The sequence below is a fragment of the Streptomyces sp. NPDC005863 genome (genome assembly GCF_042871345.1).
Taxonomy (GTDB): domain Bacteria; phylum Actinomycetota; class Actinomycetes; order Streptomycetales; family Streptomycetaceae; genus Streptomyces.
Genome location: NZ_JBIAII010000001.1, coordinates 499,430 through 523,952, shown reverse-complemented (window position 1 = coordinate 523,952; position 24,523 = coordinate 499,430). Strand labels below are relative to the sequence as shown.

Here is a 24,523-nt window from a genome sequence, read left to right as displayed (position 1 = left end):
CGCCGGCGCCACGGCCGCGGCACGAGGGCCTGTCGGCGACAACTTTCAGAATCGGGAAAGCGGGACATGGGTGCTGCAGAAGAGGGTGCGGAGAGCGGCGCGCGGGACGAGGCGGAGCAGGGCGAGCGGGAACAGGACGTAGTGGAACAGGACGCGGTGGAGCAGGGCGAGGACCGGGAGTTCCTGTCCCTCGAACGGGAGTTGTCCCTCCTGCTGCGCCGCGCGCGTGCGTCCTCCGGCGAGATGGCCCGCCAGGTCCACCCCGACCTGGAGCCCGCCGCGTACGGCCTGCTCGTCTGCCTGGACGACTCCGGCCCGCGGCGGGCCACCGAACTCGCGGCCTACATCGGCGTCGGCAAGGCCACGATGAGCCGCCAGCTGCGTGCCCTGGAGGAGCTCGGCCTGGTCTCCCGCGAGCCCGACCCGGCCGACGGGCGCGCCTGGCTCATCCGGCTCACCCCGGACGGCCGCACCCGCTTCCGCACGGTGCGGGCCGCGCGCCGCGCGCAGTACGTGCGCCGGCTCGCGAGCTGGGACCGCACGGAGGTCTCCGAACTGGCCCGGCTGCTCGGCCGGCTGAACGACAGCGCGGACGCCTGAGGCGTACGGGAACGGTCCGTCCGCGTACGTCGCGCGCGCCTGTCGGGGCCGCCGGCCCCCGGGAGCGGCGCGTCACCACTGGGCGTACGGGCCCGCCTCACCACTCCGCGTACACGACCGCCGCGTCGTCGTGCCGCTTCCCGCGCGGGTAGGCGAGGCGGTCGGGGTCCGCGCGCTCCAACTCCCTGACCCGCTCCACCAGATGCCGCGGCCCCTGCTTGCGCAGCAGCGCGAAGCAGTCCGCCCAGTCGCCCTCGCGGAACGTCTCGACCCACCGCCCGGCCCCGTCGGTGAGCGCCGCCACCGCCGTCACGTCCGCCCGCGCCAGCTCGCCGGTGACCGCGCGCCCGGCGGCCGAGGGGTCGGCGGCGGCCGTGAAGAAGCCGTCCTCGGCGTTGCGCAGTGCCTCGACCGCGACGCCGTAGGCGCGGGCCGCCACGTCCCGCTCGGCCGAGCCGCGGGGCAGGGCGCGCACCTGGTCGCGCAGGGCCTGTACGGCGGGCGGCAGTTCGGCAAGGCGCCGGTCGAGCACGGCCGTCACCGTGCCGTCGGGCCCCCCGATGAGCAGCGCCGAGTCGGACAGGACCAGGTGCTCGACGCGCTCCTCGTCCCACCGTACGAGCACCACGGTTGCCTGAGGCGTGCGCGGGTGAGAAAGGTCACACGTTGAACCATGGGCCTCGGCCGTACGGGAGATGGCGTCCGCGAGGACCTCAGTGAGCGTCATGTCCCGGCGTGAAACGGACAGTTCCCCCAGCGCGCCGCCGAGCCGGGCGGTGAACCAGGGGACGGAATGCGGACATCCCACCGTGCCCTCGGGCGGCGTCACACCGTCCAGGAGGACGAGCGAACCGCCCTGTCCGGACGCGGGAACCGCGACCGAGGCATAGTCCTCGTTGGGGCGTGCGGGGTCACCGGGTTCGGTGGCGAGTTCGATGCGCATCCGGTCAGTCTGCCCGCGAGGTGCCCGCGGCTCACCAGGAGCGGGAAAGGGGTGCGGGGCGGGCCCGTACCGGCGGGGCCCACGCCGGAATTCGACCGGAATGATCAACTCCGGCGGGGTGTGGCGGCGCATCCTGCCAAAGCCTTCCGGAGACGTCCAACCGGCGCACCGCACCGGCCGCGTGGTCGCCACCGCGGGACTTGCCCGCCAACTCCCCGCCGATGTTCACTCCTTCGGGTGGCCAGGCAGGCGATGCACGACCGCCACTCACCGGCACTGGAAGGGTCAGGAACCGTACCGGGGGAGCGCTCGTGTTGACAGGCCGTCACCCGGGCCCAAGGCAGACGAAAAACAAGAATGCGAGCACCGGTGCAGAAGATTCGGCCTGGGCGCAAAGGCAAGCAGAAGGCCCCGGAAGGGGCCACGCCGGGCGCGACCACTCCGACCGGGCGTGTGCCGGAGCGCACGACCACGGACCCGACACCGGGCACCGGAGCGGACCCGGCCCCCGCCTCCGCGCCCGCCCCCGCGGACCACGCAGCCACCGCACGGGACACGCACGACACCTCCGCGCGTGACGACGCCGCGACGGCCGGCGCCACCGGCACGCCGCCCGCGCCACCCGCCGCGTCCGCGCCCGACACCGCGTCCACGCCACCCGCCGCGCCCACGCCGTCCTCCGTCGTGCCGGCGCCCTTCGTCAACAAGGCGCCCACCGCGCGCGTACGCAATCGGCTGATCATCGCCGTGGCCGTCGTCGCCGCCGCCGTCCTCGGCGCGGGCGCCCCCGCCGTCATCGCCGCGTCCGACCGCCTCGGCGACACCCAGAGCCTGGTGACGCTCGCCGAACAGACCCAGCAGGCGGTCTCCCTCGGCCACTCGCTCGCCGACGAGCGCGACGAGGTCACCTCGTTCATCGCCGCGGGACGCCCCCAGGACAAGGGCCTCTCGCAGAGCCGCAGCGCCCGCGTGGACCGGCAGATCGACGAGCTCCGCGACGCCGACGCGCCCGCCGCGCTGCGCCACGACCTCGCCGACGTCGCCGCCGTCCGCAGAGCGGCGCTCACCGGCAAGAGCAGTGCTCTCCAGGCCCACGAGGCGTACAGCAAGGTCATCGCCGAACTGCACGGCCTGACCCGCGACCTGGCCGAGAAGCTGCCCCCCGAGGCCAACCGGGGCGCGCTCGCCCTCACCGACCTCGACCACGCCGTCGAGCAGGCCGCCGCCACCCGCGGCCTCCTTCTCGCCGCCCTCGCCCTGCCCGACCCCACCACCGGCACCCCCGCCGTCGACCCGATCACCGGCCTGCCCGCCACCGGCACCGAGGAGTCACCGGCCGCTACCAGGCGCCGTGACGAGCTGAGCGGCGCCGCCCAGCAGGCCCGCGTCCGCGAGCTCGCCGCCCTCGCCGACTTCCGGGACGCGGCGGACGACCCCGCCCGCGCCACCTACGTGTCGACCGTCACCGGCGCCGAGGTCACCGCGGCGGAGAAGTACCTGGAGCGCCTCACCGACCGGCCCACGCTCTCCGCGGCCGAGCGGCGCTACGACCGGAAGAAGGTCGACGCCGCGCTCTCCGCCCGCATCGAGACGATGCGCGGCGCCGAGTCCGCGCTCGGCGTCGAGCGCACCAAGCACCTCGCCCAGCTGCGCGACGACGACGTCACGGCGCTGGAGATCCGGATCGCCCTCGTCGGCGTCTGTCTGCTCGTCGCGGTCGGCGTCGCCATGGGCGCGGCCCGCTCGCTGACCCGCCCGCTCGCCGTCCTGCGCCTCGGCTCGGCCCGCCTGGCCGGCGAGCCCGCGCCCCAGGAGCCGATCCGCTTCACGGGCCGCGACGACGAGTTCGCCCAGGTCGTCCGCTCCGTCAACGCGCTGCACGGCCACGCGGCCGCCCTCACCGAGCGCCTCGGCACCCTCGAGACCGACCGCAAGCACCTCATCGGGCAGCGGCAGTCGATGGCCGACGAGCGCGCGGCGCTGCGCGAGGAGCTCGCCGAGGCATCCGCACACCTGGAGCGGGTCCGCCGGTCCATCCACGGCACCTTCGTCAACCTCGCCCTGCGCACGCTCGGCCTGGTGGAGCGCCAGCTTGCCGTCATCGAGAACCTGGAGGACCGCGAGCAGGACCCCGACCGGCTCGCCACCCTCTTCAAGCTCGACCACCTGGCCACCGTCATGCGCCGGCACAGCGAGAACCTCCTGGTCCTCGCCGGCGCCGAACACGGCCACCAGCACCCCGGCGCGGTCCCGCTCGTGGACGTCGTGCGCGCGGCCGTCTCCGAGATCGAGCGGTACGAGCGGGTCCGCATCGCCACCCTGCCGCCGCACGCGCACGTCGCGGGGTTCGTCGCGGACGACCTCAGCCACCTCACCGCCGAACTCCTGGAGAACGCCACCTCGTTCTCGCCGCCGGACGCCGCGGTCGAGGTCTCCGGCTGGCTCCTGGAGAACGGCGAGGTCATGCTCTCCGTCCAGGACGAGGGGATAGGGGTCACCCAGGACCGGATGCGCGAGCTCAACGCCCGCCTCGCGGACTTCGACCCGGACGACACGTACGACCAGGAGAGCGGGGACGGGCTCGGCCTCGGCCTCTACGTCGTCGCGCGGCTCGCGGCCCGGCACGGGGTGCGGGTACGGCTGCGGGAGCAGAAGCAGGGCGGCGTCGCCGCGGTCGTGGTGCTGCCCGCCGGGCTGCTCGCCGAGGCGCCTTCGCCGGGGGTGCCGGCCGCCACGGTGGCCCCGGGGCGGGGCGGGGACACCGGCCTCGTCCACCTGCCGGGCTCCGAGGCCGAGGCCAACTCCAACGTCATTCCGGGGCGGTTGACGGGCGCCGGGTCTTCCGGGGCCGTGTCCGCGTCCGCCTCCGCCTCCGGCGAGGGTGAGCACCCGGATCCGCTGATCGCCGCGGCCGAGCGGACGATGGAGCTGGCCGCGCCGCCCACACCGTCCGCACCGGAACCGGAGCCCACGGAGCCCGAGCCGACGGAGCCGGAGCCCACGGAGCCGGAGGCCACCGAGCCCGAGGCCACCGAGCCCGAGCTGACGGAACCCGAACCCGCAGCGAAGGCGGAGCCCGCACCCGCACCCGAGGCCCCCGCCGCCTCCGCCCCCGCCCCGCCCAAGTGGGAGCGTGTCACCGACAAGGGGCTGCCGAAGCGGACGCCGAAGATCACCGCGCCGGCCGCGCCGCCCAAGCCGCGCAGCGGATCCGTGGACGCCGACGCGCTCCGCCGCCGCCTCGGCGGGTTCCACCAGGGCGCGCAGAGCGGCCGCCGGGATGTGGAGGCGGAGCTCGCCGCCGACGCCGTCCCCGGGGGGCCGGGGGAAACGCCGCAACGTAACGAAAAGAACACACAAGCCGCAGAAGTAATGGGGGACTCAGTCGAGGAGGCAAGCAGTTGACTGCGCCCATGCGCACGCCCAGTTCTTCCGCCGAACCCACCGCATCCGCCGAACCCGCTGCATCCGCCGGACCCGCCGCGCACGCACTCAGCAGCGAGGCCCGCAACCTGCACTGGCTGCTGACGAACCTCGTGGAGGAGGTGCCCGGCCTCCTCTCGGTCGCGGTGGTCTCCTCCGACGGGCTCCTGCTGCTCTCCTCCGACCCCGGCAGGAACGCCGAGCGCCCGGCCGCGAACCCCACCGGTCCCAGGGGCTCCAGCGCCGATCTCGCCACCATCGTGTCGGGGCTCGGCTCCCTCACCATCGGCGCCGCCAAGCTCATGGACGGCGGCGCGGTCAAGCAGACCATGGTCGCGATGGAGGAGGGCAGCCTCTTCGTCATGTCGATCAGCGACGGTTCGCTGCTCGGCGTGCACGCAACGCCGGACTGCGACATGAGCGTCGTCGCGTACCACATGGCGCTCTTCGTCGGCCGCGCCGGGCACGTCCTCACCCCCGAACTCCGCAGCGAACTGCGTCAGTCGATGGAGAGCCCCCGATGAGCAGCAGGAGCAGCAGCCGTACGACGCCGAAGCTCCCGCAGCGCGGCGCCGGGAAACCCGCCCGCGTCCGCCCCTACTCGCTGACCGGCGGCCGCACGAGGTTCGGGCACGTGCTGCTCGTCGAGACGTTCGTGGCCGCGCTCGAAGCGCCCGAGGAGCGCCTCGAACTGCCCAAGGGCACGCTGTCGAAGGTCATGCCGGAGATGCGGGCGATCGTCGAGATCTGCCGCCGCATGCGCACCGTCGCGGAGATCGCCGCGCTCCTCAAGATGCCGCTGGGCGTGGTCCGCGTACTGCTCAGCGACCTCGCCGACCAGGGAAAGATCCGGGTGTACGGAACGGGCCACGGCCCGGGCCAGCCCGACCGCGCACTGCTGGAAAGGGTGCTGAGTGGACTCCGCCGTCTCTGAACTCCTCGAGAACGAGGGTCAGTTGCAGGCCTGGCAGACGGACAGGTCACGTGCCCCGATCGCCACGAAGATAGTGGTGGCGGGCGGTTTCGGCGTCGGCAAGACGACGCTGGTGACCGCCGTCTCCGAGATCACGCCCCTCCAGACGGAGGCGCTGATGACGCAGGCGAGCGCCGACACCGACGACCTGAGCGACACCCCGGAGAAGACGACCACCACGGTCGCCATGGACTTCGGGCGCATCACGCTCGACGACGACCTCGTGCTCTACCTCTTCGGCACCCCGGGCCAGCAGCGGTTCTGGTTCATGTGGGACGACCTGGTGCGCGGTGCGATCGGCGCCGTCGTGCTCGCCGACACCCGCCGCCTCCCCGACTGCTTCCCGGCGCTCGACTACTTCGAGAGCTGCGGCCTGCCGTACGTGGTGGCCGTGAACCACTTCGACGGCAGCGAGCGGTTCGAGGCGGCCGACGTGCGCGAGGCCCTGACGGTGCCTCCGCACATCCCGGTGCTGATCATGGACGCCCGGCAGCGGATCTCGGTGGTCGAGTCGCTGCTCGCCCTGGTCGGCCACGCGCTGGACGTCACCCCCGAATAGCCGACGCCATCCCCCACGGCTCCGGCCGCTCAAGAACGTACGTAGGAGAAGTGCCCCCATGCGGAAGATACTTGTCGTCGGAGCCGGTCAGTCCGGTCTCCAGATCGCCCTCGGCCTGCAGGGACAGGGGTACGAGGTCACCCTGATGTCCAACCGCACGGCGGACGAGATCCGGTCCGGCCGGGTCATGTCCACCCAGTGCATGTTCCACACCGCGCTCCAGCACGAGCGGGACATCGAGGTCAACTTCTGGGAGCCGCAGGCCCCGAGGATCGAGGGCGTCGGCATCTCCGTCGCGGGACCCGACTCCTCCCGGGTCATCGACTGGGTCGGCAAGCTCGACGGGTACGCGCAATCCGTCGACCAGCGCGTGAAGATGGCCGGCTGGATGGACACCTTCGCGCAGCGCGGCGGTCAGCTGGTCATCCACGGCGCGGCGGTCGGCGACCTCGACTACTTCGCGCGCACCTACGACCTGGTCCTGGTCTCCGCGGGCAAGGGCGAGCTCGTCTCGATGTTCGAGCGCGACGCGTCCCGCTCCCCGTTCACCGAGCCGCAGCGGGCGCTCGCGGTGGCGTACGTGCACGGCCTCGGGCCGCGCCCCGAGCACCCCGAGTTCGACGCGGTGCGCTGCAACCTCGTGCCCGGGGTCGGCGAGCTGTTCGTCATGCCGACGCTCACCCTCTCCGGCCGCGCGGACATCCTCTTCTGGGAGGGCCTGCCCGGTGGTCCTCTCGACGTCTTCCAGGGCGTCAAGGACCCCTCGGAGCACCTGGCGCTCACCCTCGAACTCCTGGAGCGCTACCTGCCCTGGGAGTACGCGCGCGCCACCAAGGTCGAACTGACCGACGCGGGCGGCACGCTGGCCGGGCGCTACACCCCCACGGTCCGCAAGCCCATCGGCCGGCTGCCCGGCGGCGGTCTGGTCCTCGGCGTCGCCGACGTGGTCGTCGCCAACGACCCGATCACCGGGCAGGGCTCCAACTCGGCGTCCAAGTGCGCCGCTTCCTACCTCTCCTCCATCGTCGAGCACGGCGACAAGCCGTTCGACGAGGAGTGGATGCAGTCGGCCTTCGACCGCTACTGGAACACGGCGCAGCACGTCACCAAGTGGACCAACGCGATGCTGGGCCCGCCGCCGGAGCACGTCCTGAACCTCCTGGGAGCGGCGGGCCAGTTCCAGGAGGTCGCCGACCGGTTCGTCAACGGCTTCGACGACCCGGCCGACCTGGAGAACTTCTTCTTCGACCCGGACAAAACGGCCGCCTACCTGGAGTCGGTCGCGCCGGGCGCCTGACCGTCGTACCCGAGGTCGCTGCCCGAGGTGGCGCCCGCGGGCAGCCTCGGCGGCGTGTAGCCGCGCATGGCCCGGCCCCGGGGGTCGGGCCGCACGGCGCCGAGCACCGGGTTCGCCGCGATCGGGGAGACCTTGACGCGGGCGCCGGGGCGCGGCGCCTGGACGACCTTGCCGTCGCCCAGATACATCGCCACGTGGGTCGCCTTGGGGAAGTACACGACCAGGTCGCCGGGGCGCAGCTTCGCCAGGGGGATGCGGCGCAGCTCGGCCCACTGCTCCTGGCTGGTCCGCGGGATCTCCCGGCCCGCGTGCGCCCAGGCCCGCTGGGTCAGCCCCGAGCAGTCGAACGCCTTGGGGCCCTCGGCGCCCCAGCGGTAGGGCCGCCCGATCTGCCGCACCGCGTAGTCGAGGGCCTTGTCGCCCTGCCGGGAGGGCGGCCGCGTTGCGGGGCTGCCGCCGAGCGCGCCGGACGCCATGAACTGCCGCTGCGCCTGCTCGGTGTCGGCCGTCTCCGCGTCCCGCAACGCGGTGAGCTGGTCGGGGGTGAGGGCGGAGAGCAGCTGCTCGACCTCGCGCAGCCGTCCGTCGACCTTGTCCCGCTGCTTCTTCTGCCGTGCCGCGAGGGCGCGTTGGGTGTCCAGGGCCTTCTTCGCCGCGCGCGCGAGGCCGTCCGCCTGCCGCTCGCCGCCGACGAGGCGCCGCATCGTGGCGGCCCGCCCCGCGGCCACCCGCTGGATGACGTGGCCCTGTTCCAGGGCGCGCTGCGGATCGCGGGCGAGCAGCAGCCGCAGATACGGCGAGAGGTCGCTGGTGCCCTGGTACTGCCGCCGGGCGAACAGTCCGGCGTCGCCCCGGCTGTCCCGCACCGACGCCCGGGCCCCGGCCAGCCTCCGGTCCAGCTCCGCCGCCTTCGCGCGCTGCGCCTTCAGCTTCTCCGCAGTGGCGTTGTACGTCTCCGTGGCCTCCTCCGCCGACCGGTACAGCCGCTGAAGGTCCGTCAGGAGACGGGCAACGGGGCGGGCTTCCGGCCCCGGGGCCTCGGGTGCCGCGTGGGCGGGGGGTGCGATGGTGCACAGGGTGCCGAGGGCGGCCCCTGTGCAGACCCACCGCAGCAGCGTGGCTGACATGTCATCACCTCCGGTGCGCGAGGGCTCTCCTGCGCGCAGGGTGAGCATCCGACGCGCCGCGCGGGGCCGCCTCCCGGCGGGGGCGGTCGGCGCAACTTGAGTCCCCCTTGCAGGGGGTGTCGGCGTGGTGGGTTGCGTCGCGGGGTCCCCGTCTGCGGGCCGGTGGGGGCGGGGCGCGCAGTTCCCCGCGCCCCTTGAGTCGCCCCCTGCGGGGGCATCCCAAGGGCACGGCGAGACACGCGGCCCTGAGCGCCCCGCAGGGGCGTTTCAGGGGCGCGGGACTGTGTCATTCATGGGCGGCTCCGCCGCGTGGGCGCGACCAGCCACGACGAGCCCGCACCTATGGACGGTCAGCGGGCCCCCGGCTTAGACCAGGGCCACTTCAAGCCGCCCCCCGTGTCGCCCCCCGGCGAGAACTCGTACTGCCACTGAGGGGTCAGCGTGAGCCGCCCGCCGGGCCTCGCGTCCACCCGCCGGTAGACCAGGACGGTCGGCGGGCCGCCCGCGTCGTCCGGGACGGGCACGCGGTACACCTTCGGCGGGTGTCCGGTCGGCCCGAGCAGGACCGGCAGCACCCGGCCGTCCAGGGGGCCGCCCACGAAGGGAGTGTCTTGGCTCTTCACGCCCCCAGTGTCACACCGCGCAGGTCAGCGCGGCATCAGAGCAGGTGTGCCGCGTCGGCCACCACGGGCAGCACGTGCCGCGCGAGGTCGCCGACCGGACCGTCCGGGGTCTCCAGGGTGAGCGCCCACCGCACCACGTCCGCCGTCTGCGGATCACGCCCCGCCGTCGCCACGAGCACCGCCATGAACTGCTCCACCAGCATGTCCCGCAGCTCGTCCAGCGGCGGGTGCTTGTCCCCGTCGAGCCAGATCAGCGAGGCCGCCTCGACCGCGGTGATCCACATCCGTACGGTCATCCGCAGCCGCGGACCCGGCTCCGTCACGCCCAGGTGGATCAGGATGTGCTCGGCGGCGGCCCTGCGCACCCCGTCCACGATGGCGGTGGTCCGCGAGGTCTCGACCACGCTGCCGCCCTGCAGCAGCGCGCTGAACCCGGTGTCGTGCTGATCGACGAAGGCCAGGTAGCGGTCGAGCGCGCGGGAGAGCCGCCGGGTGAGCGGGCCCTGCGGTGGCTCGGCGAAGCACTGCTCCAGGTCGTCGGCGGCGGAGCGCAGCGCGGCCTCGTACAGCTGCTGCTTGCCACCGGGGAAGTAGCGGTAGACGAGCGGCCGCGAGACCCCGGCCGCCTCCGCGACGTCGTCGAGGTTGACCTCCTCGGGCGCGCGGTGCGCGAAGAGGGTGAGCGCGGAGTCGAGCAGCTGTCGCCGCCGCGCTTCGACGCTCAGGCGGCGGTACGCGGGGGTGGTGGCTGGCGAGGTCATGCCTCGCAGCGTACTTGGGCAGCGCCCGTAAGGGGCGCGGGGAGTTGCGCGACCGGCCACAGGCGACCCGCGCCCGAGAAGAACTAGGCCAACAACCCCGAACTCCGCCAAAGCCGTCGCCCGACCCCTCGCATGACCCCGATGTCGTCCAGGAAGTCCGTGAGCCGCTTCGCCCCGGTCTGCATGACCTCACGGCGGTGCCCGCTCGCCTGCACCTGGGCGACGGCCTCCCGGCGGTCCAGGCCGACGTTCGTGTACACCTCGGGGTTGACGAAGGCGAGGGAGAAGACCCTGGCCGCCTCCCCGCAACTGACCCGCGTCAGCGCCCGCTCCCACGCGGGGGCCGTCACCATCTGGCGCCGCAACTCCTCCCGCGCGTACCGCACATGGCGGGCCTCCTCGACGACGTGGATGCGGGTCACCCCGCGCACCAGCGTCTGCACCCGCTCGTCCGGGAACGTGAGGCGCTGCATCCAGTCGAGGATCTCCTCGCCGAGCAGGGTGCAGGCGAACGAGCCGGGGGTGGTGGAGACCGTCTTCAGGACGCGCGCGAGGTTGTGGTTGAGGCGCGTGACCGGGTAGGTCGGCGCCCCGCCCTTCTCGATCATCCGCGCGAACATCATCGAGTGCCGGCACTCGTCGGCTATCTCGGTCAGCGCGTACCGCACGTGGTTGCTGGTCACCGACTTGTCGTAGATGTGCCGGACCAGGAGCTGCATCAGGATGATCTCGAACCAGATGCCGAGCGAGGCGAGCGAGGCGGCCTCGTGCCGGGCCAGGTCGAACCGCTGCTCCTGCGACATCCGCTTCCACAGCGGGGTGTCGTAGAGGGAGACGAGCTCGGGCGGCCAGAACCACTTGCCCTCCTCGACCGGGGCCGCCCAGTCGAGTTCCTTGTCCGGGTCGAAGGAGTGCTTGGCGGACGACTCCAGGAGCCGCGCGGCGACCTGCTCCCGGTCCTTGAGCAGTCCGAGCGCGTCCCGCAGGCCGTCCAGCGAAACGTCTTCCGTCACGGTCGTCATGACTGTTCCTGCCTTGTCGCGGGTTACCGGCGGTCACCTCTTATGAGACTGCTTGTCAGCAAGGCCGTCAATCCCTTGCGCACGACTTGTTGACCCCTTGTCCAGGAGCGTGTGAGCCTGCCGTCATGGCGACGAGTGAGCTTTACACCAGTCCACCGAATGGTCTCAACTGGCAAGTCCCGTCCGCCGGTTCGGCCCGTTTCAGCTGGGAGTACGACGAGGGACGCGAGCGCCTCCTCGCCCTCTACCAGAAGGGCAAGGACAAGCAGTGGGACGGCGCGAAACGCATCGACTGGGACCTCGAGGTCGACCCGCTCGACCCCCTCGGCACCCCCGACGAGGCGATGACGCTCTACGGCACCCCGCACTGGGCGAAGATGACCGAACGGGACCGGGGCGAACTGCGCAAGCACTACGCCTCCTGGCAGTTCAGCCAGTTCCTCCACGGCGAACAGGGCGCGATGGTGTGCGCGGCCCGCATCGTCGAGTCGGCCCCCGACCTGGACGCGAAGTTCTACTCCGCGACCCAGACCATGGACGAGGCGCGGCACGCGGAGATCTACGGCCGCTTCCTGCACGAGAAGATCGGGATGCTCTACCCGGTCAACGACAACCTGCAGGCGCTGCTCGGCGACACCCTGCGCGACTCCCGCTGGGACATGCCCTACCTCGGCATGCAGGTACTCATCGAGGGCCTCGCGCTCGCCGCGTTCGGCATGATCCGCGACACCACGGACAAGCCGCTGCCCCAGCAGATCCTCGCCTACATCATGCAGGACGAGGCCCGGCACGTGGCCTTCGGCCGGATGGCGCTGCGCGACTACTACAAGCAGCTCACCGACGCCGAACGGCGCGAGCGCGAGGAATTCGTCATCGAGGGCTGCTACTTGATGCGCGACCGGCTGCGCGGCGTCGAGGTCCTGGAGAACTTCGGCATCCCCACGGCGCAGGCCGAGGAGTACAGCGAGCAGTCCGAATACCTGGCGCTCTTCCGGCAGTTGCTCTTCTCGCGCATCGTGCCGTGCGTCAAGGACATCGGCCTGTGGGGCAAGCGCCTTCAGGAGGCCTACGTCGACATGGGCGTCTTCGAGCTCGGCGATGCCAACCTCGACCAGCTCATGGCGCAGGACGAGGAGATCGCCGAGAAGCTGGACGCGGAGCGGTTCGCGGCCGAGGAGCGGGAGCGGGTGGCGGAGGTGGGGGACGCCATCGCGTCCGGCGGTACGGGCTGAGCGCCGCCCCCACGGGCAACTCAGCGGGCGCCGATCGCCGCCTCCATCACGGCCTTCGCGATCGGCGCCGCGCTGCCGCCGCCACTGATGTCCCCGCGGTCCGCTGACGCGTCCTCGACGACCACCGCGACCGCCACCGAGGGCTCCGCCTCACCCGCGGGCTGAGCCCAGGAGATGAACCAGGCGTACGGCGTACCGTTGTTGTCGATGCCGTGCTGGGCCGTGCCCGTCTTGCCGCCCACGGTCACGCCGGGGATCGCGGCGTTCGTGCCGGTGCCCTTCTCCACGACGTCCGTCATCATCTCCCGCAGCTGCATCGCCGTGGCCGGATTCATCGCCTGGCCGAGGGACTTGGCCCCCGAGGTGTCGAGCACGTCGCCGTCGTCGGTCGTCGTACGGTCCACCAGGTGCGGGGACTTGACCGAGCCGCCGTTGGCCACCGCCGCCGAGACCATCGCCATCTGCAGCGGCGTCGCCCGGGTGTCGTACTGCCCGATGGAGGAGAGCGCGAGCTGCGCCTTGTCCATCGAGGTGTCGAAGTTGCTCGCCGCGACGGACGAGGGGATCCGCAGATCGCGGTCGTTGAAGCCGAAGCCGCGCGCCGTCCCGGAGACGGGCCCGAGCCCGGTGTCGACCCCGAGCTTCGCGAAGACCGTGTTGCACGACCACTGGAAGGCGTAGCGCAGCGAGGCGTTGGTGCAGCCGTCCACCTCGTTGGTCAGCTGGGTGGTGGTGCCGGGCAGCGTGTACGGGCTGGGCGACTTGGTCGGCGCGTCCAGGTCCGTCACCGTGCCCGCGTCGAGCGCCGCCGCCGCCGTGACCACCTTGAACGCCGACCCCGGCGGATAGGTCTGGCGGATCGCCCGGTTCAGCATCGGCTTGGTCGGGGCGCGGTTCAGCTCCGCCCAGGCGCCCGTGACCCCCCGGCTGGTCCCCGAGAGCCGCTCCGGATCGTACGAGGGGGCGCTGACCAGCGCGAGGATCCGGCCGCTCGACGGCTCCAGGGCGACGACCGCGCCCCGCTTCCCGCCCAGGCCCGCGAAGGCGGCCCGCTGCACCGCCGCCTTGAGGGTGGTCCGCACGGCGCCGCCGGGGTTCTGCGTACGCGTGATGTCGTTCCACAGGGGGAAGGGCGCGAGCATCGGGTCGGTGCCGGAGAGGATGGCGTCCTCGGCGTGCTCCAGGAACGTCGTGCCGTACACCTGCGAGGCGAAGCCGGTCACCGGGGCGTACAACGGGCCGTTGCTGTACGTGCGTTCGTAGCGGAGCTGCTCGCCGGTGTCCTTGGAGCCGGTGACGGGCCGGCCGTCGACCAGGATGTCGCCGCGCGGCTGGGCGAACCGGACGATGGTGTTGCGGCGGTTGGCCTGGTTGGCGTCGAGGGACGCGGACTGGACGACCTGGACGCGGGTCGCGTTGACGAGCAGGGCCACGAGCAGCAGCGCGCAGAAGGCGGCGGCGTGCCGGATGTACCTGGTCACACGGCCTCCTCGCGGGCGTGCCCGGTCACACGGCCTCCTCGCCGACGGGCTGGCTGCGCGCCGAGTCGCTGATCCGGATGAGCAGCGCCACGATGATCCAGTTGGTGACGACCGAGGAGCCGCCCTGCGCGAGGAAGGGCATCGCCATGCCGGTGAGCGGGATGAGCCCGGTGACGCCGCCCGCGATGACGAAGACCTGCAGCGCGACGATGGAGGCGAGCCCGATCGCGAGCAGCCGTCCGAAGGGTTCGCGCAGCGCGAGCCCGGAGCGGAAACCGCGCTCCACGAGCAGCGCGTAGAGCAGGAAGATGGCGCAGAGCCCGGCGAGCCCCAGCTCCTCGCCGGCCGTCGCCAGGATGAAGTCGGACTTCGCGGCGAAGCCGATGAGGATGGAGTGGCCGAGCCCGAGCCCCGCGCCGAGCATCCCGCCGGCCGCGAACGCGAAGAGGGACTGGGCGAGTTGGTTGGGCCCCTGCCCCGCGTCGATGGAGGCGAAGGGGTGCAGCCAGTCCTCCACCCGGCTGTGCACGTGCGGCTCCAGCGAGCCGACCGCGAACGCGCCGAGGGCGGCGAGCAGCAGGCCGACCGCGATCCAGCCGGTGCGGCCCGTCGCCACGTACAGCAGGATCACGAAGAGCCCGAAGAAGAGCAGCGAGGTGCCGAGGTCGCGCTCCAGGACCAGGACGCCGACGCTCAGCAGCCAGATCGCCACGATCGGGCCGAGGACGCGCCCGGTGGGCAGTTGGAGGCGCTTGAACCGCCACAGGGTGCGTCCGGTGTAGGCGAGCGCGTTGCGGTTGGCGGCGAGGTAGCTGGCGAAGAAGACGGCGAGCAGGATCTTGGCGAACTCGCCGGGCTGGATGGAGAAGGCGCCGACCCTGATCCAGATCCGGGCGCCGTTCACGGCGGGGAAGAAGATCGGCACGATCATCAGGACCAGCGCGGCGACGACGGAGAGATAGGCGTAACGCTGCAGGACGCGGTGGTCGCGCAGGAAGAGGACGGCGGCGATGAAGAGGCCCACGCCGATGGTCGACCAGATCAGCTGTGCGGGCGCGGCCTCGTCGCTCGGCGTCTCCAGGTCGAGCCGGTAGATGAGCACCAGGCCGAGGCCGTTGAGGAGCACCGCGATGGGCAGCAGCAGCGGATCGGCGTACGGGGCGCGGAAGCGGACGGCGAGGTGCGCGAGGAGGGCGAGCACACCGAGCCCGGCGCCGTAACCGGCGGCGCCGGGCGGGACGGTGCCGTTCTTCGCGAGGCCGACGTCGCAGTATCCGTACACGGACAGCAGGACGGCGACGACCAGCAGGGCGAGTTCCGTGCCGCGGCGCCGGGGGACGCGAACAGCGGGAACCGCGGGGGGTGCGGTGCCCGTGCGCGTTCCGGCCATGCCGGGAACGTAGCAAGCAAATCAGCCGGAAGTCCGCTTATGTCGACTATGTCGGCCGGGCGGAGTGACGGGGTGTCAGCACCAGCGCGGGACCTTGCCGATGTTGTCGATGTACTTCGCGGAGCCCCAGGCCCAGGTCCCGTCGGTGAGCAGGTACCAGATGTTGTTGTTGACCACCCGGTCGCCGCGCGTCTTGCAGAAGATCGTGACGACCTTGCCGCGCGGGACGGTGCGGATCACCTTGCTGCCGCGGGTCGGTGCGTTGCGCAGCAGCAGCCCGTTCTTGGCGGTGACGCGGCCCTTGTAGACGGGCGGGTTGTGGGTGTCGTCGAGGGCGGCGGCCGGGCCGGTGACGGTGAGAGCGGCGAGGGCGCCGCCGGCGGCGATTATGCCGAGCCGGGTGGCGGTGGTCCGCGGGGACATGAGGCCTCCTCAGGGAAGGGTGGGTCGGTGCGGCCTGGCGGATGCTCAGATGCCGCGATTCCCACTAAAAACGGCCCTTTGTCCCCTCGCAAGCTCACGTTGCGCCGGGTGGCCCGCCCCGCTCGTCCCGCCCTTGCCGGCCGTCGTCGTCGGCGGACTCCTCGAACGGCAGCCGCAGGGTGGCCACCGCGCCCCCGTCGACGGCGTCGGAGAAGGTGAGGCGCGCGCCCAGCACCGCCGCCTGGCCGAGCGCGATGGTCAGCCCGAGACCGTGCCCCTTCGACGAGGTGCCCTCGGTGCGGAACCGCTGCGGCCCGTGCTCCACCAGGTAGTCGGGGAACCCGTCGCCGTGGTCCCGCACCGTCACGACCGGCCCGTCGACGGTCACCAGGACCGGCGGGCGCCCGTGTTTGTGCGCGTTGGCGACGAGGTTGCCGAGCACCCGCTCCAGGCGCCGCCGGTCGGTCTCCACACAGACGTCGGTCACGACGACGAGCTCCGTGCCCTCACCGGAAGAGCGCACCACCCGCTCCGCCAAAGGGGCGAGCAGGTGGGCGTCGAGGTCCACCCGTTCGCTCTTCGCGTCGAGCCGGGAGATCTCCAACAGGTCCTCGGTCAGCGTGCGCAGCGCGGCGACCCGGTCGCGCACCAGCTCCGTCGGCCGCCCCGGCGGCAGCAGTTCGGCCGCCGCGTGCAGCCCGGTCAGCGGTGTGCGCAGCTCGTGCGCCACGTCCGCGGTGAACCGCTGCTCGCTCAGGAGCTTGCCCTGCAGGGTGGACGCCATGGTGTCCAGGGCGCCGGCGACCGCGGCCACCTCGTCCTGGTGACGCGGCGCCCCCGTGTCGCTCGGCCGGGAGTGCGGGTCCCGCACCCGCGCGTCCAGGTCGCCCGCGCTGATCCGCCGCGCCACCTGCGCCGTCTGGTGCAGCCGCCGCGTCACCCGGGTCACGGCGAACGCGCCGACCAGCAGCGTCGCGCCGATGGCCAGCACCGACGAGCCGAGGATCGCCCGGTCGAGGCCGTCGATGGTGCGGGCGCCCTGGGCGTAGTCGACCTGGACGGCGATGACGCGCTCACCGTCGGCCGGGCCGGCCGCCCACATGGTGGGCCGGGACTCGTGGGCGGCGACCATCGTGCCGCGCCGCCCGTTCGCCGCGAGGTCGTGCAGCCGGTCGGGCAGGCCCGCCGGGTCGACGCCCGCGCCGGGGCCGAGCCGGTCGCCCGCCTCGTACCGCTCGGTGACCTCCTTCAGGCGGGACAGGGCGCGCTCGCGGGCCTGGCCCACGGTCTGGTTGGTCACCGAGACATGGACGAGCGCGCCGAGCAGCGCGGCGAGCGCACAGCACATGACGGTGATGAAGACGGCGGCCTTCCAGGTGAGGGTCGCCGTCCAGGCGGGGAGCCGCGGCCCGCGCGGCTGACGGCGGCTCACCGTCCGCCGCCCGCCGCGGGCGAGCCGGAGGGCGACGCGTCACCGGAGGGCGTGCCGCCGCGCGAGGGCGCCGGGCTGTGCGAGGGCCTGCCCGGCGAGGGGCGGGGCGACTTGGGCCGGGGCGCGCCGGTGGCCCGGACGATCTCGTCGCTCGTGGGCAGCATCGCCTTCTGGTGGGAGTCCCAGGACCAGACCGTGTGGTACTCGTACCCGGCGAGGCTGGAGATGGCGCGGATGATCAGGTCGCGCCCGGCGAGCTCGACGCCGAGCACCGCGTCGGTCATCTCCATGATCTGCGTCAGCTGCCGGCCCTCCTCGGCGTAGACGCGGATGTCGAGGTTGTCGTCGGGCGTCGAGACGCCGACGACCAGGTCGTCCCTGCCGTCACCGGTCAGATCGCGGTAGTAGGCCTTGAGGACCGGGCAGCGGCCCTGGGGCGCGGAGTCGTCCGCGGCGCAGTCGTCGAGCCGCTCGACGGTCTCCTTGTACGCGCGGTCGGAGCGCTCGTACGACCCCGGGTTCTCGGTGAAGTCCGCGCGCACGACGTCGACCGGGTCCACCTTGTGCAGGTCGCCCTTGGGCACGTCGACGCCCTTGACCTTGACGCTCTCTATGTCGCCGTAGTCCTCGGCGGGCACCGAGGGGGAGGGCAGGTCGGGCCAGAGGTGGGTGGGGCCCTCGGCGGTCGGCGTCGCGCCGGCGTCCCGCAGCCCGCCGGGGTCGCCGCAACCCGCCACGGCGAGCGCGGCGAGGACGGCGAAGGCGGCGGCCGCGCGCCGGCTGCGGTTCACTGCACTCCTGCCTGCCGCGGGGCGCGGCCTGTCGTGGCACCAGGCCTGCTGTCACGACAGGCGGGCTGTCACGACACCAGATCGGCGTAGAGGATGATGTTGTCCGACCGGTGACCGCCGACGATGGGCCCGCCGCAGGTCAGCAGCCGCAGCTCGGGTCGGTCGGTCGTCCCGTACACCTTATTGGTGGGGAAGTCCTCCTTGTCGACCTGTTGGATCTCGCGGACCTCGAACGTCGCCGTGCTGCCGTCCGCGCGCGGGACCTCGACAGTGTCGCCGACCTTGACCTCGGCGACGTTCTTCATCAGCGCGGGACCGTTCGCCGTGTCGTAGTGCGCGACGATCACCGCGGCGCCCTTCTCGCCCGGGGTCACCCCGCCGGCCCACCAGCCGGGCTCGTCGGCCTTGTCCGCGGGCGGCACCTCCAGCTCCTGGTCCGCGCCGATGTTCAGGTCGAGCATCGAGTGCGCGTCGACACCGGCGGCGGGGATGCGCAGACCGGTCGGCTCGGACGCCTTCAGCGGGGCGACGGCGCGCTTGGCGGGGGCGGTGGCCGCGTTGTTCACCGTGACGTCGGGGGCCGGGTCGCCCTTGCCGCCCTGACCACAGGCGATCAGACCGATGCCGAGCGCGGCGGTGAGCGCGGCGGCGGCCGCGATGCGGGCGGTGTACGGGCGCCGGGGGGCGGGGGTCCGCGCCGCGTCGGGCTCGGAGCCGGTGGGAGTGGTCACGGGGACTCCAGGGGGCAGGGAAGAGGGAGGGGTGTGGGGACGGGTTCAGGAGCCGGTGCGGCCGCGGCGCATCATCGCGTAGCCGAGCCCCGCGGCACCGGCCGCGGCCATCCCGCCGCCGGCCGCCAGGAAGACGGGATCGCCGGCGTCCCGTACGCCCTGCGCGCCGGCCGCCACACCGCCCTTGGGGGAGCCGGACGTGCCGTGCGGCTTCTTTTCCTGCTCGGGCCGCTGCGTGGGCTTCTCCGTGGGCTTCTCCGTCGGTCGCTGGGAGGGACCGCTGTCCGGTGTCGGCGCCTGGCTCCGCACGGCCGTCGGGCCCACGGCCGGCGCGTCGGCCAGGGCGCTCGCGGCCGGTACGAGCAGAGCCCCGCCGACGACGGTGGAGAGGGCGGCGGTGCGGAGGAAGGTGGGGCGGCGTTCGGTGCTCACGGGTCGTTCCTTACGGTCGGTCGGCTGGTCGCTCCGGTGCGTTCGGGCGGACAGCCACGACGTTAGATGTCCGCTATTGCGGCAATTCGTCGGCTATGTAACAACGGCCCATAGCTGTGCGGGCGGTGCCGTTACGGGACCGACGGGACGCCGCCCCCGGACGCACCCGGACCGGGCGGACCCGGCGCAAAGACGACGCGACTTCTCCGCCGCCGCCGCGAGGTTCTTGCCGGGGGAGCCCACGGGCTGTTCCCATGGTCGAGGGGGGTGATGGCGCATGAGCGGACTGCGCGTCGTACCGGCCTGGCGGCACGGTCAGGAGCGGCTGTACGTGTGTCTCGCGGACGGCAGGAGCGTGGCCTGGTACGACCGCGACGCGTCCCGTGTCCATCTGCTCGGCGAGGACCACGAAGAGGACGTGCTCGACGCCCTCGCACCCTTTCTGACCGGCGAGTTCACGGTGGGCCCGCCGCCCGTGCCGACCCCCGTCGAGCTGGCCAGGCTCGCCCTCCACCCGGACGACGACCTCGCCCCCAACCGCCCCGGCGAGGCCCTGCGGATCTCCCTCGACCGCGACCCGCCGCCCGCCCGCAGACTGCGCGCCGACGCCCGGCACCGCGCGCTCGCCGCGGAACAGGCGGTCGGCGACGCCCTGGATGCCCTGGAGAGCGGCGGCTGGCGGGTGCTGCACTCCGTGCCGCTGCCCGGCGGCGCCCGCATCCACCATCTGCTGATCGGCCCCGGCGGCCTGTTCTGTGTGGGCGCCCTCGCCGTCCGCAGACAGCGGGTGCGCATCGCCGACCCGATGGTCACCGTCGGCCGCGCCGCACCGGTCCCGCTGCTGCGCTCGATCCGCTCCGACGCGGGCCGGGCCTCCTTCGCGCTGACGGCCGAGGTGCGCCCGGTCCTCGCGCTGACCGGGACCGGCGCCGCCGACCCGGACGGGGCGGCGCCCCCGCGTGACGTACGGGTGCTGCGCGAGGCGGACCTGCCGGGGCTCGCCCGCCTCGGCGGGGTGCTGAAACCGGCCGACGTGGAGGCGCTGCACGCACTGGCCAGGGACCGCCGCACCTGGCTGCAGGTCTGAGCCTGCCGCCGGTGCGGAGCCGGCTCAGAGGTTGTCGCCCCAGCCGCCCTGGATCATGGTCTGGAAGGCCCAGGACCCGCCGCGCCGGATCAGGACGTCGGCGTAGCGCAGCTGTTGCGTCTCGCCGTTCGCCGTCATCACCGAGTCGGTGAAGACGACGGCCATCGCGGGGGAGAGGAAGACGGGCGTGCGCGTCGACTCGAAGGTGATGTCGTCGCCGCCGCTCCCCATCACGTGCGTCATGGTCGCCACGAATTGCTCCCGGTCCCACTGCGCGGAGCGCCCGTCCCCCGCCGCGTCGTCGCTGACCAGGTTGAGCGGGAAGACGGCCAGGTCGGCCATGCGCTCCACGTCACGCCGTGCGCTGTGCGCGTCGTACTCGGCGAACCAGGCGGTCAGGCTCGCGCGGTCCTCGGCGGTGGGGACGTATCCGGTGTCGGGAAGGAAGGTCACGCGATCTCCTTGTCATCAAGTTTGACTACTGGCGAAGAAGGTATGCCTCCGCGAACCTCTAGTCAAACTTGATTAGCGGTGACGCCGGTCACATTGCGGCACCGGGACGCGGTGGTTCAGGCGGGCAGCGGCCGGGCCAGCTCCGGGTCGAGGAGCGGTTCGAGCAGATCGCCGTGGCGCCGGAGCCGGGCCGTGACGTCGTCCGCGGTGAAGACGAGCTGCTCCGGCCCCGCGCACCCCTCCACCTCGGCCCACGTCACGGGCGCGGAGACGGTCGGCTCGGGGCGGGCCCGCAGTGTGTAGGGCGCGGCGGTGGTCTTCGCGGCGGCGTTCTGGCTGAAGTCGACGAAGACCTTGCCGGGGCGCAGGCTCCGCGTCATGCGGTGCACGACGAGCTCGGGCAGCTCCCGCTCGGCCTCGACGGCCAGCCCCTTGGCGTACGCGGTCACCTGGTCGGACGGGGTCGGCTCCAGCGGTACGAGCAGATGCAGCCCCTTGCTGCCCGACGTCTTGGCGTACACGTGCAGCCCGTCGGCCGTCAGCCGCGCCCGCAGCCAGAGCGCCGCCCGGCAGCACTGCACGACGGTGGCGGGCGAGCCCGGGTCGAGGTCGAACACCATCCGGTCGGCCCGCGCCGGGGCGTCCGCCCGCCACTGCGGCACATGGAACTCGGTCACCAGGTTGGCCGCCCACATGAGGGACGGCAGATCCTGTACGAGGATCTGCCGCACGCCGCCCTCGGAGCGGGGCACCTCGGCCGTCTGCACCCAGTCGGGGGTACCGGGCGGCACGTTCTTGGCGAAGAACTGCTGACCTTCGGGCCCGTCCGGATAGCGCAGGAAGGAGACGGGCCGGTCGCGGAGGTGGGGGAGGAGGGCCTCGGCCGTGCTCGCGTAGTAGTGCAGCAGCTCGGCCTTGGTGAAGCCGCTCGCGGGATACAGCACCTTCTCCAGGTTGCTGAGCGGGAGCCGTCGCCCCTCCACCTCGGTGATAGGCGTCATACGATGAGACTCCCACAAAATGCTCATAGCGCTCGTAATACTCATAGCTCCCACCTGCCCTCCCCGCCCCAGTGAGGTGTCGGACGTGCGATCCATATGGAACGGTGCCATCTCCTTCGGCCTGGTCAGCATCCCGATCAAGCTCGTGAACGCGACCGAGAGCCACTCGGTCTCCTTCCGCCAGATCCACACCGAGGACGGCGGCCGGATCCGCTACCGCAAGGTGTGCGAGCTGGAGGAGCGCGAGGTGTCGTCGGCGGAGATCGGCAAGGGGTACCAGGACGCGGACGGTTCGATCATCCCGATCACGGACGAGGACCTGGCCGCGCTGCCGATCCCGACGGCCAAGACGATCGAGATCGTCGCGTTCGTCCCGGCGGACCGCATCGACCCGCTCCAGATGGACGCCGCGTACTACCTCTCGGCGAGCGGCACCCCCGCGGCCAAGCCGTACACGCTGCTGCGCGAGGCGCTGAAGCGGAGCCAGAAGGTGGCCATCGCGAAGTACGCGCTGCGGGGCCGTGAGCGGCTCGGCATGCTGCGGGTGGTCGACGACGTGATCGCCATGCACGGGCTGCTGTGGCCGGACGAGATCCGCGCGCCCGAAGGGGTGGCCCCCGAGACGCACGTCACCGTCCGCGAGGCCGAACTCGACCTGGCGGACGCCCTGATGGACACGCTCGGCGAGGTCGACATCTCGACATTGCACGACGACTACCGCGAGGCGGTCGAGGAGCTCATCGCCGCGAAGGTCGAGGGCACGGCCCCGGCGGAGCGGACCCCGGCGGCCGAAGGGGGCGGCGGCAAGGTCATCGACCTGATCGCCGCGCTGGAGAGCAGCGTCCGCGCGGCGCGTACGGCGCGGGGCGAGGAGCCGGCGGACGAGACGGTGGCCGAGGTGACCCCGATCGCGCGCAAGTCGTCCCGTACGACGCCCAAGCGGACGCCGAAGCAGGTGGGCGGCAAGAAGTCGACGTCGTCCGCGACCGCGGCGACGAAGAAGGCCGCGACGGCCAGGAAACGGACGACGAAGACGACGGTCGCGAAGCCGACGGAGACCAAGGCGACTCAGACGAAGGCGGGCGCCGCGGGCAGGACGACGAAGAAGACGGCGACGGCGACGAAGAAGTCCACGGGGTCCGGAGCGGCGAAGAAGACGACCACGCAGAAGCGGCGCGCCTCGGCTTGAACCGGGCCCGTCTGCCTGAGCCGGGCGCGTCTGCCTGGCCGCCTTACCGCCCCTGTTCCCGCAGCCGCGCAAGCCCCTGGTCCTGGCCCCGGAGGGCGGATGCGACGAGTTCCGTCACGTACGAAAGGTGCGCGTCGAGGAAGAAGTGGCCGCCGGGCAGCACATGGCAGGAGAAGGTGCCGCGGGTCTCGCTCTCCCAGGGCCGGACGTTTTCGACCGCGACGCGTGGGTCGGTGTCGCCGGCCAGGGCGACGACCGGGCAGTCGAGCGGCGGTCCCGGCCGGTGGACGTGGCGCTCCAGGAGCCGGTAGTCGGCGCGGACCGGCGGCAGGATGAGCGGCAGCAGGTCGGGGGAGGACAGCACCTCGTCGGCGGTGCCGGACAGCTCGCGCATGTACGCGACGAGCTCACGGTCGGGCATCTCGCTGACCGGCCGCCGCCCGGCGAAGGCCCGCCGAGGCACCGAGGGGGCCTGCGCGGCGGAGACGAACAGCGCCACGGACGGCCGCCCTTCGGCGCTCATGCGGCGCGCGGTCTCGAAGGCGAGGACCGCGCCCATGCTGTGCCCGAACAGGACGGTGGGCGTACCGGCGCCCCGCACGCGGAGCGCGCCGAGCACGGCGTCGACGACCTCGTCGGCCCGCTCGGCGAACGGCTCGCGCAACCGCTCCCGGCGCCCCGGGTACTGGACGACCAGCGGCTCCAAGGCCCCCGTGAGGGCGGCCGACAGCGCGTGGTGCGAGCTGGCGGAACCCCCCGCGTGCGGGAAACAGACGAGCCGGGCGCGGGCGTCGGGGGCAGGGTGGAAGCAACGTATCCACTCGCTCACGAGCGAGCCTCCTTTCGTGCGTCGCCCGGGGCGACGCAGGTTCTCTGTACGGCGACGCCTGTCCACGGCACGACGCGAAGCGGCGCCCACCGATCGCAACCGCCGCCGCCGGCCAGCATGCCTGAAGCCGCCACCCCGCTGCTGACCGGGCCATGACCGTGGCGCCTGCTTGTCATCGGCGGGGCACTGAACGCGCGCAACGCGGCAACTTGCCCCGCACACTCCTGAAGGTGCGTAACCGTCCATTTGCTACCCGAACGCACTGATGTGGCGCCGGGGTGTCAAAATCTCTCCAGCACACAAAAGGGGGACAACGGTGGATCGGCGCGCTGGCATTCTGCGGGAGCTTGAGGCGGACAACGGAGTCACCGCAGTATCGATGGGCTGGCTACGAGAGCATTACGACCCCGAGTGGGGGCGCCTCAGCGCCAGTCGCGCAGCCGAGATAAGCCGTTGGCTCACGAGTCAGGAGATCGCGCACCTCCCATCGCCGCTGCCCTCGCGCGAGGTGGAGGAGGTGGTCCTTTACCGGCCGTCTTCCAAGATCGGTGTCTATATCAACGCGGCCCGTCTCGAAGGGCCGTTCAAGCACCACCCGGCCGCTGCCGCGTACTTCCTGCGGGACGTCGCACTCAAGCTGAGCGGCATCGCAACCGGCCAAGCTGAAGCCCGGCGCGACTGACGAGTCGAACGCTCTCCCGGTGGTTAAGATCACCTCTCACGG

Annotated in this window: 25 protein-coding genes; 10 read left to right on the top strand and 15 right to left on the bottom strand. The window is 72.6% G+C overall.

Annotated features, from left to right (window positions below):
* Nucleotides 1–66 precede the first annotated feature (66 nt).
* Nucleotides 67–600: a MarR family transcriptional regulator gene (locus ACFYO9_RS02270; protein ID WP_358776843.1), complete on the top strand. Its 534-nt coding sequence runs from the start codon at nucleotides 67–69 to the stop codon at nucleotides 598–600.
* A gap of 97 nt (nucleotides 601–697) precedes the next feature.
* Here ACFYO9_RS02270 and ACFYO9_RS02265 read toward each other — a convergent pair whose 3' ends face one another.
* On the bottom strand, nucleotides 698–1,543 hold the full coding sequence (locus ACFYO9_RS02265; RefSeq protein ID WP_355802856.1) for a protein phosphatase 2C domain-containing protein: 846 nt from the start codon (nucleotides 1,541–1,543) through the stop codon (nucleotides 698–700).
* Between the two features lie 684 nt (nucleotides 1,544–2,227).
* Between ACFYO9_RS02265 and ACFYO9_RS02260 the strand changes: the two genes are divergently transcribed.
* The 5 genes from ACFYO9_RS02260 to ACFYO9_RS02240 are packed head-to-tail and all read left to right on the top strand — an operon-like array spanning nucleotide 2,228 to nucleotide 7,795.
* Nucleotides 2,228–4,948, top strand: coding sequence for a nitrate- and nitrite sensing domain-containing protein (locus ACFYO9_RS02260; RefSeq protein ID WP_355804138.1), 2,721 nt, complete (start codon nucleotides 2,228–2,230; stop codon nucleotides 4,946–4,948).
* 8 nt (nucleotides 4,949–4,956) lie between these two features.
* Nucleotides 4,957–5,490: a roadblock/LC7 domain-containing protein gene (locus tag ACFYO9_RS02255; protein ID WP_355802854.1), complete on the top strand. Its 534-nt coding sequence runs from the start codon at nucleotides 4,957–4,959 to the stop codon at nucleotides 5,488–5,490.
* Nucleotides 5,487–5,900 carry a DUF742 domain-containing protein gene (locus ACFYO9_RS02250; RefSeq protein WP_355802852.1) on the top strand — a complete coding sequence of 138 codons (414 nt, stop codon included), beginning with the start codon at nucleotides 5,487–5,489 and terminating at the stop codon, nucleotides 5,898–5,900. The genes ACFYO9_RS02255 and ACFYO9_RS02250 overlap by 4 nt, the downstream gene beginning before the upstream one ends.
* Complete coding sequence (locus ACFYO9_RS02245; protein ID WP_358776842.1) at nucleotides 5,881–6,498, top strand: ATP/GTP-binding protein; 618 nt, start codon at nucleotides 5,881–5,883, stop codon at nucleotides 6,496–6,498. The genes ACFYO9_RS02250 and ACFYO9_RS02245 overlap by 20 nt, the downstream gene beginning before the upstream one ends.
* Nucleotides 6,499–6,556: 58 nt before the next feature.
* The gene (locus ACFYO9_RS02240) at nucleotides 6,557–7,795 is read left to right on the top strand and encodes a styrene monooxygenase/indole monooxygenase family protein (RefSeq protein ID WP_358776841.1); all 1,239 of its coding nucleotides are present in this window, start codon (nucleotides 6,557–6,559) and stop codon (nucleotides 7,793–7,795) included.
* Here the strand turns inward: ACFYO9_RS02240 and ACFYO9_RS02235 are convergent.
* From ACFYO9_RS02235 to ACFYO9_RS02220, 4 genes are all read right to left on the bottom strand, one after another.
* Nucleotides 7,765–8,922, bottom strand: a complete 1,158-nt coding sequence (locus ACFYO9_RS02235; RefSeq protein WP_358776840.1) for a C40 family peptidase — start codon at nucleotides 8,920–8,922, stop codon at nucleotides 7,765–7,767. The two genes, ACFYO9_RS02240 and ACFYO9_RS02235, sit on opposite strands and share 31 nt — an antisense overlap.
* 350 nt (nucleotides 8,923–9,272) lie before the next feature.
* A complete protein-coding gene (locus ACFYO9_RS02230; RefSeq protein ID WP_358776839.1) occupies nucleotides 9,273–9,545 on the bottom strand; it encodes a hypothetical protein in 273 nt (90 codons plus the stop codon).
* A gap of 35 nt (nucleotides 9,546–9,580) precedes the next feature.
* Nucleotides 9,581–10,306 (bottom strand): TetR/AcrR family transcriptional regulator, encoded by a 726-nt coding sequence (locus tag ACFYO9_RS02225; RefSeq protein WP_355802843.1) that lies wholly within the window; start codon nucleotides 10,304–10,306, stop codon nucleotides 9,581–9,583.
* An 83-nt stretch (nucleotides 10,307–10,389) separates the two neighbouring features.
* Nucleotides 10,390–11,328 (bottom strand): diiron oxygenase, encoded by a 939-nt coding sequence (locus ACFYO9_RS02220; protein ID WP_355802841.1) that lies wholly within the window; start codon nucleotides 11,326–11,328, stop codon nucleotides 10,390–10,392.
* Nucleotides 11,329–11,453: 125 nt separating this feature from the next.
* Here ACFYO9_RS02220 and ACFYO9_RS02215 point away from each other — a divergent pair, with 125 nt between their 5' ends.
* A complete protein-coding gene (locus ACFYO9_RS02215) occupies nucleotides 11,454–12,560 on the top strand; it encodes a ferritin-like domain-containing protein (protein ID WP_355802839.1) in 1,107 nt (368 codons plus the stop codon).
* A 20-nt stretch (nucleotides 12,561–12,580) separates the two neighbouring features.
* Here the strand turns inward: ACFYO9_RS02215 and ACFYO9_RS02210 are convergent, their stop codons facing one another.
* The 7 genes from ACFYO9_RS02210 to ACFYO9_RS02180 all read right to left on the bottom strand — a co-directional run bounded on the left by ACFYO9_RS02210 (nucleotide 12,581) and on the right by ACFYO9_RS02180 (nucleotide 19,240).
* Nucleotides 12,581–14,041 carry a penicillin-binding transpeptidase domain-containing protein gene (locus ACFYO9_RS02210; protein ID WP_358776838.1) on the bottom strand — a complete coding sequence of 487 codons (1,461 nt, stop codon included), beginning with the start codon at nucleotides 14,039–14,041 and terminating at the stop codon, nucleotides 12,581–12,583.
* 25 nt (nucleotides 14,042–14,066) lie between these two features.
* Nucleotides 14,067–15,431, bottom strand: a complete 1,365-nt coding sequence (locus ACFYO9_RS02205) for an FtsW/RodA/SpoVE family cell cycle protein (RefSeq protein ID WP_358776837.1) — start codon at nucleotides 15,429–15,431, stop codon at nucleotides 14,067–14,069.
* A gap of 75 nt (nucleotides 15,432–15,506) precedes the next feature.
* Entirely contained in the window at nucleotides 15,507–15,854 is a 348-nt protein-coding gene (locus ACFYO9_RS02200; RefSeq protein WP_355802835.1) for an SH3 domain-containing protein, read from the bottom strand.
* Nucleotides 15,855–15,948: 94 nt separating this feature from the next.
* Entirely contained in the window at nucleotides 15,949–17,202 is a 1,254-nt protein-coding gene (locus ACFYO9_RS02195) for a HAMP domain-containing sensor histidine kinase (RefSeq protein WP_358776869.1), read from the bottom strand.
* Nucleotides 17,203–17,282: 80 nt separating this feature from the next.
* A complete protein-coding gene (locus ACFYO9_RS02190; RefSeq protein WP_358776836.1) occupies nucleotides 17,283–18,077 on the bottom strand; it encodes a hypothetical protein in 795 nt (264 codons plus the stop codon).
* Between the two features lie 68 nt (nucleotides 18,078–18,145).
* On the bottom strand, nucleotides 18,146–18,736 hold the full coding sequence (locus tag ACFYO9_RS02185; RefSeq protein WP_388665991.1) for a class F sortase: 591 nt from the start codon (nucleotides 18,734–18,736) through the stop codon (nucleotides 18,146–18,148).
* 117 nt (nucleotides 18,737–18,853) lie between these two features.
* Complete coding sequence (locus tag ACFYO9_RS02180) at nucleotides 18,854–19,240, bottom strand: sortase-dependent protein (RefSeq protein WP_358776834.1); 387 nt, start codon at nucleotides 19,238–19,240, stop codon at nucleotides 18,854–18,856.
* 277 nt (nucleotides 19,241–19,517) lie between these two features.
* Between ACFYO9_RS02180 and ACFYO9_RS02175 the strand changes: the two genes are divergently transcribed.
* On the top strand, nucleotides 19,518–20,327 hold the full coding sequence (locus ACFYO9_RS02175; protein ID WP_358776833.1) for a nuclease-related domain-containing protein: 810 nt from the start codon (nucleotides 19,518–19,520) through the stop codon (nucleotides 20,325–20,327).
* 24 nt (nucleotides 20,328–20,351) lie between these two features.
* Here the strand turns inward: ACFYO9_RS02175 and ACFYO9_RS02170 are convergent, their stop codons facing one another.
* Both ACFYO9_RS02170 and ligD read right to left on the bottom strand, forming a co-directional pair.
* A complete protein-coding gene (locus tag ACFYO9_RS02170; RefSeq protein WP_358776832.1) occupies nucleotides 20,352–20,780 on the bottom strand; it encodes a DUF4440 domain-containing protein in 429 nt (142 codons plus the stop codon).
* Nucleotides 20,781–20,896: 116 nt separating this feature from the next.
* Complete coding sequence (ligD, locus tag ACFYO9_RS02165) at nucleotides 20,897–21,781, bottom strand: non-homologous end-joining DNA ligase (RefSeq protein ID WP_358776831.1); 885 nt, start codon at nucleotides 21,779–21,781, stop codon at nucleotides 20,897–20,899.
* 85 nt (nucleotides 21,782–21,866) lie between these two features.
* Here ligD and ACFYO9_RS02160 point away from each other — a divergent pair, with 85 nt between their 5' ends.
* Nucleotides 21,867–22,970 carry a Ku protein gene (locus ACFYO9_RS02160; protein WP_358776830.1) on the top strand — a complete coding sequence of 368 codons (1,104 nt, stop codon included), beginning with the start codon at nucleotides 21,867–21,869 and terminating at the stop codon, nucleotides 22,968–22,970.
* A gap of 43 nt (nucleotides 22,971–23,013) precedes the next feature.
* Here the strand turns inward: ACFYO9_RS02160 and ACFYO9_RS02155 are convergent, their stop codons facing one another.
* Nucleotides 23,014–23,799 (bottom strand): alpha/beta fold hydrolase, encoded by a 786-nt coding sequence (locus ACFYO9_RS02155; RefSeq protein ID WP_358776829.1) that lies wholly within the window; start codon nucleotides 23,797–23,799, stop codon nucleotides 23,014–23,016.
* Between the two features lie 316 nt (nucleotides 23,800–24,115).
* Between ACFYO9_RS02155 and ACFYO9_RS02150 the strand changes: the two genes are divergently transcribed.
* On the top strand, nucleotides 24,116–24,481 hold the full coding sequence (locus ACFYO9_RS02150) for a hypothetical protein (RefSeq protein WP_355802818.1): 366 nt from the start codon (nucleotides 24,116–24,118) through the stop codon (nucleotides 24,479–24,481).
* Nucleotides 24,482–24,523: the final 42 nt, after the last annotated feature.

Bases quoted from the DNA above. Each gene is read 5' to 3' on its own strand.
- ACFYO9_RS02270 (WP_358776843.1), top strand. From the start codon at position 67: ATGGGTGCTGCAGAAGAGGGTGCGGAGAGCGGCGCGCGGGACGAGGCG.
- ACFYO9_RS02265 (WP_355802856.1), bottom strand. From the start codon at position 1,543: ATGCGCATCGAACTCGCCACCGAACCCGGTGACCCCGCACGCCCCAAC.
- ACFYO9_RS02255 (WP_355802854.1), top strand. From the start codon at position 4,957: ATGCGCACGCCCAGTTCTTCCGCCGAACCCACCGCATCCGCCGAACCC.
- ACFYO9_RS02250 (WP_355802852.1), top strand. From the start codon at position 5,487: ATGAGCAGCAGGAGCAGCAGCCGTACGACGCCGAAGCTCCCGCAGCGC.
- ACFYO9_RS02240 (WP_358776841.1), top strand. From the start codon at position 6,557: ATGCGGAAGATACTTGTCGTCGGAGCCGGTCAGTCCGGTCTCCAGATC.
- ACFYO9_RS02235 (WP_358776840.1), bottom strand. From the start codon at position 8,922: ATGTCAGCCACGCTGCTGCGGTGGGTCTGCACAGGGGCCGCCCTCGGC.
- ACFYO9_RS02225 (WP_355802843.1), bottom strand. From the start codon at position 10,306: ATGACCTCGCCAGCCACCACCCCCGCGTACCGCCGCCTGAGCGTCGAA.
- ACFYO9_RS02220 (WP_355802841.1), bottom strand. From the start codon at position 11,328: ATGACGACCGTGACGGAAGACGTTTCGCTGGACGGCCTGCGGGACGCG.
- ACFYO9_RS02215 (WP_355802839.1), top strand. From the start codon at position 11,454: ATGGCGACGAGTGAGCTTTACACCAGTCCACCGAATGGTCTCAACTGG.
- ACFYO9_RS02205 (WP_358776837.1), bottom strand. From the start codon at position 15,431: ATGGCCGGAACGCGCACGGGCACCGCACCCCCCGCGGTTCCCGCTGTT.
- ACFYO9_RS02200 (WP_355802835.1), bottom strand. From the start codon at position 15,854: ATGTCCCCGCGGACCACCGCCACCCGGCTCGGCATAATCGCCGCCGGC.
- ACFYO9_RS02195 (WP_358776869.1), bottom strand. From the start codon at position 17,202: ATGTGCTGTGCGCTCGCCGCGCTGCTCGGCGCGCTCGTCCATGTCTCG.
- ACFYO9_RS02175 (WP_358776833.1), top strand. From the start codon at position 19,518: ATGAGCGGACTGCGCGTCGTACCGGCCTGGCGGCACGGTCAGGAGCGG.
- ligD (WP_358776831.1), bottom strand. From the start codon at position 21,781: ATGACGCCTATCACCGAGGTGGAGGGGCGACGGCTCCCGCTCAGCAAC.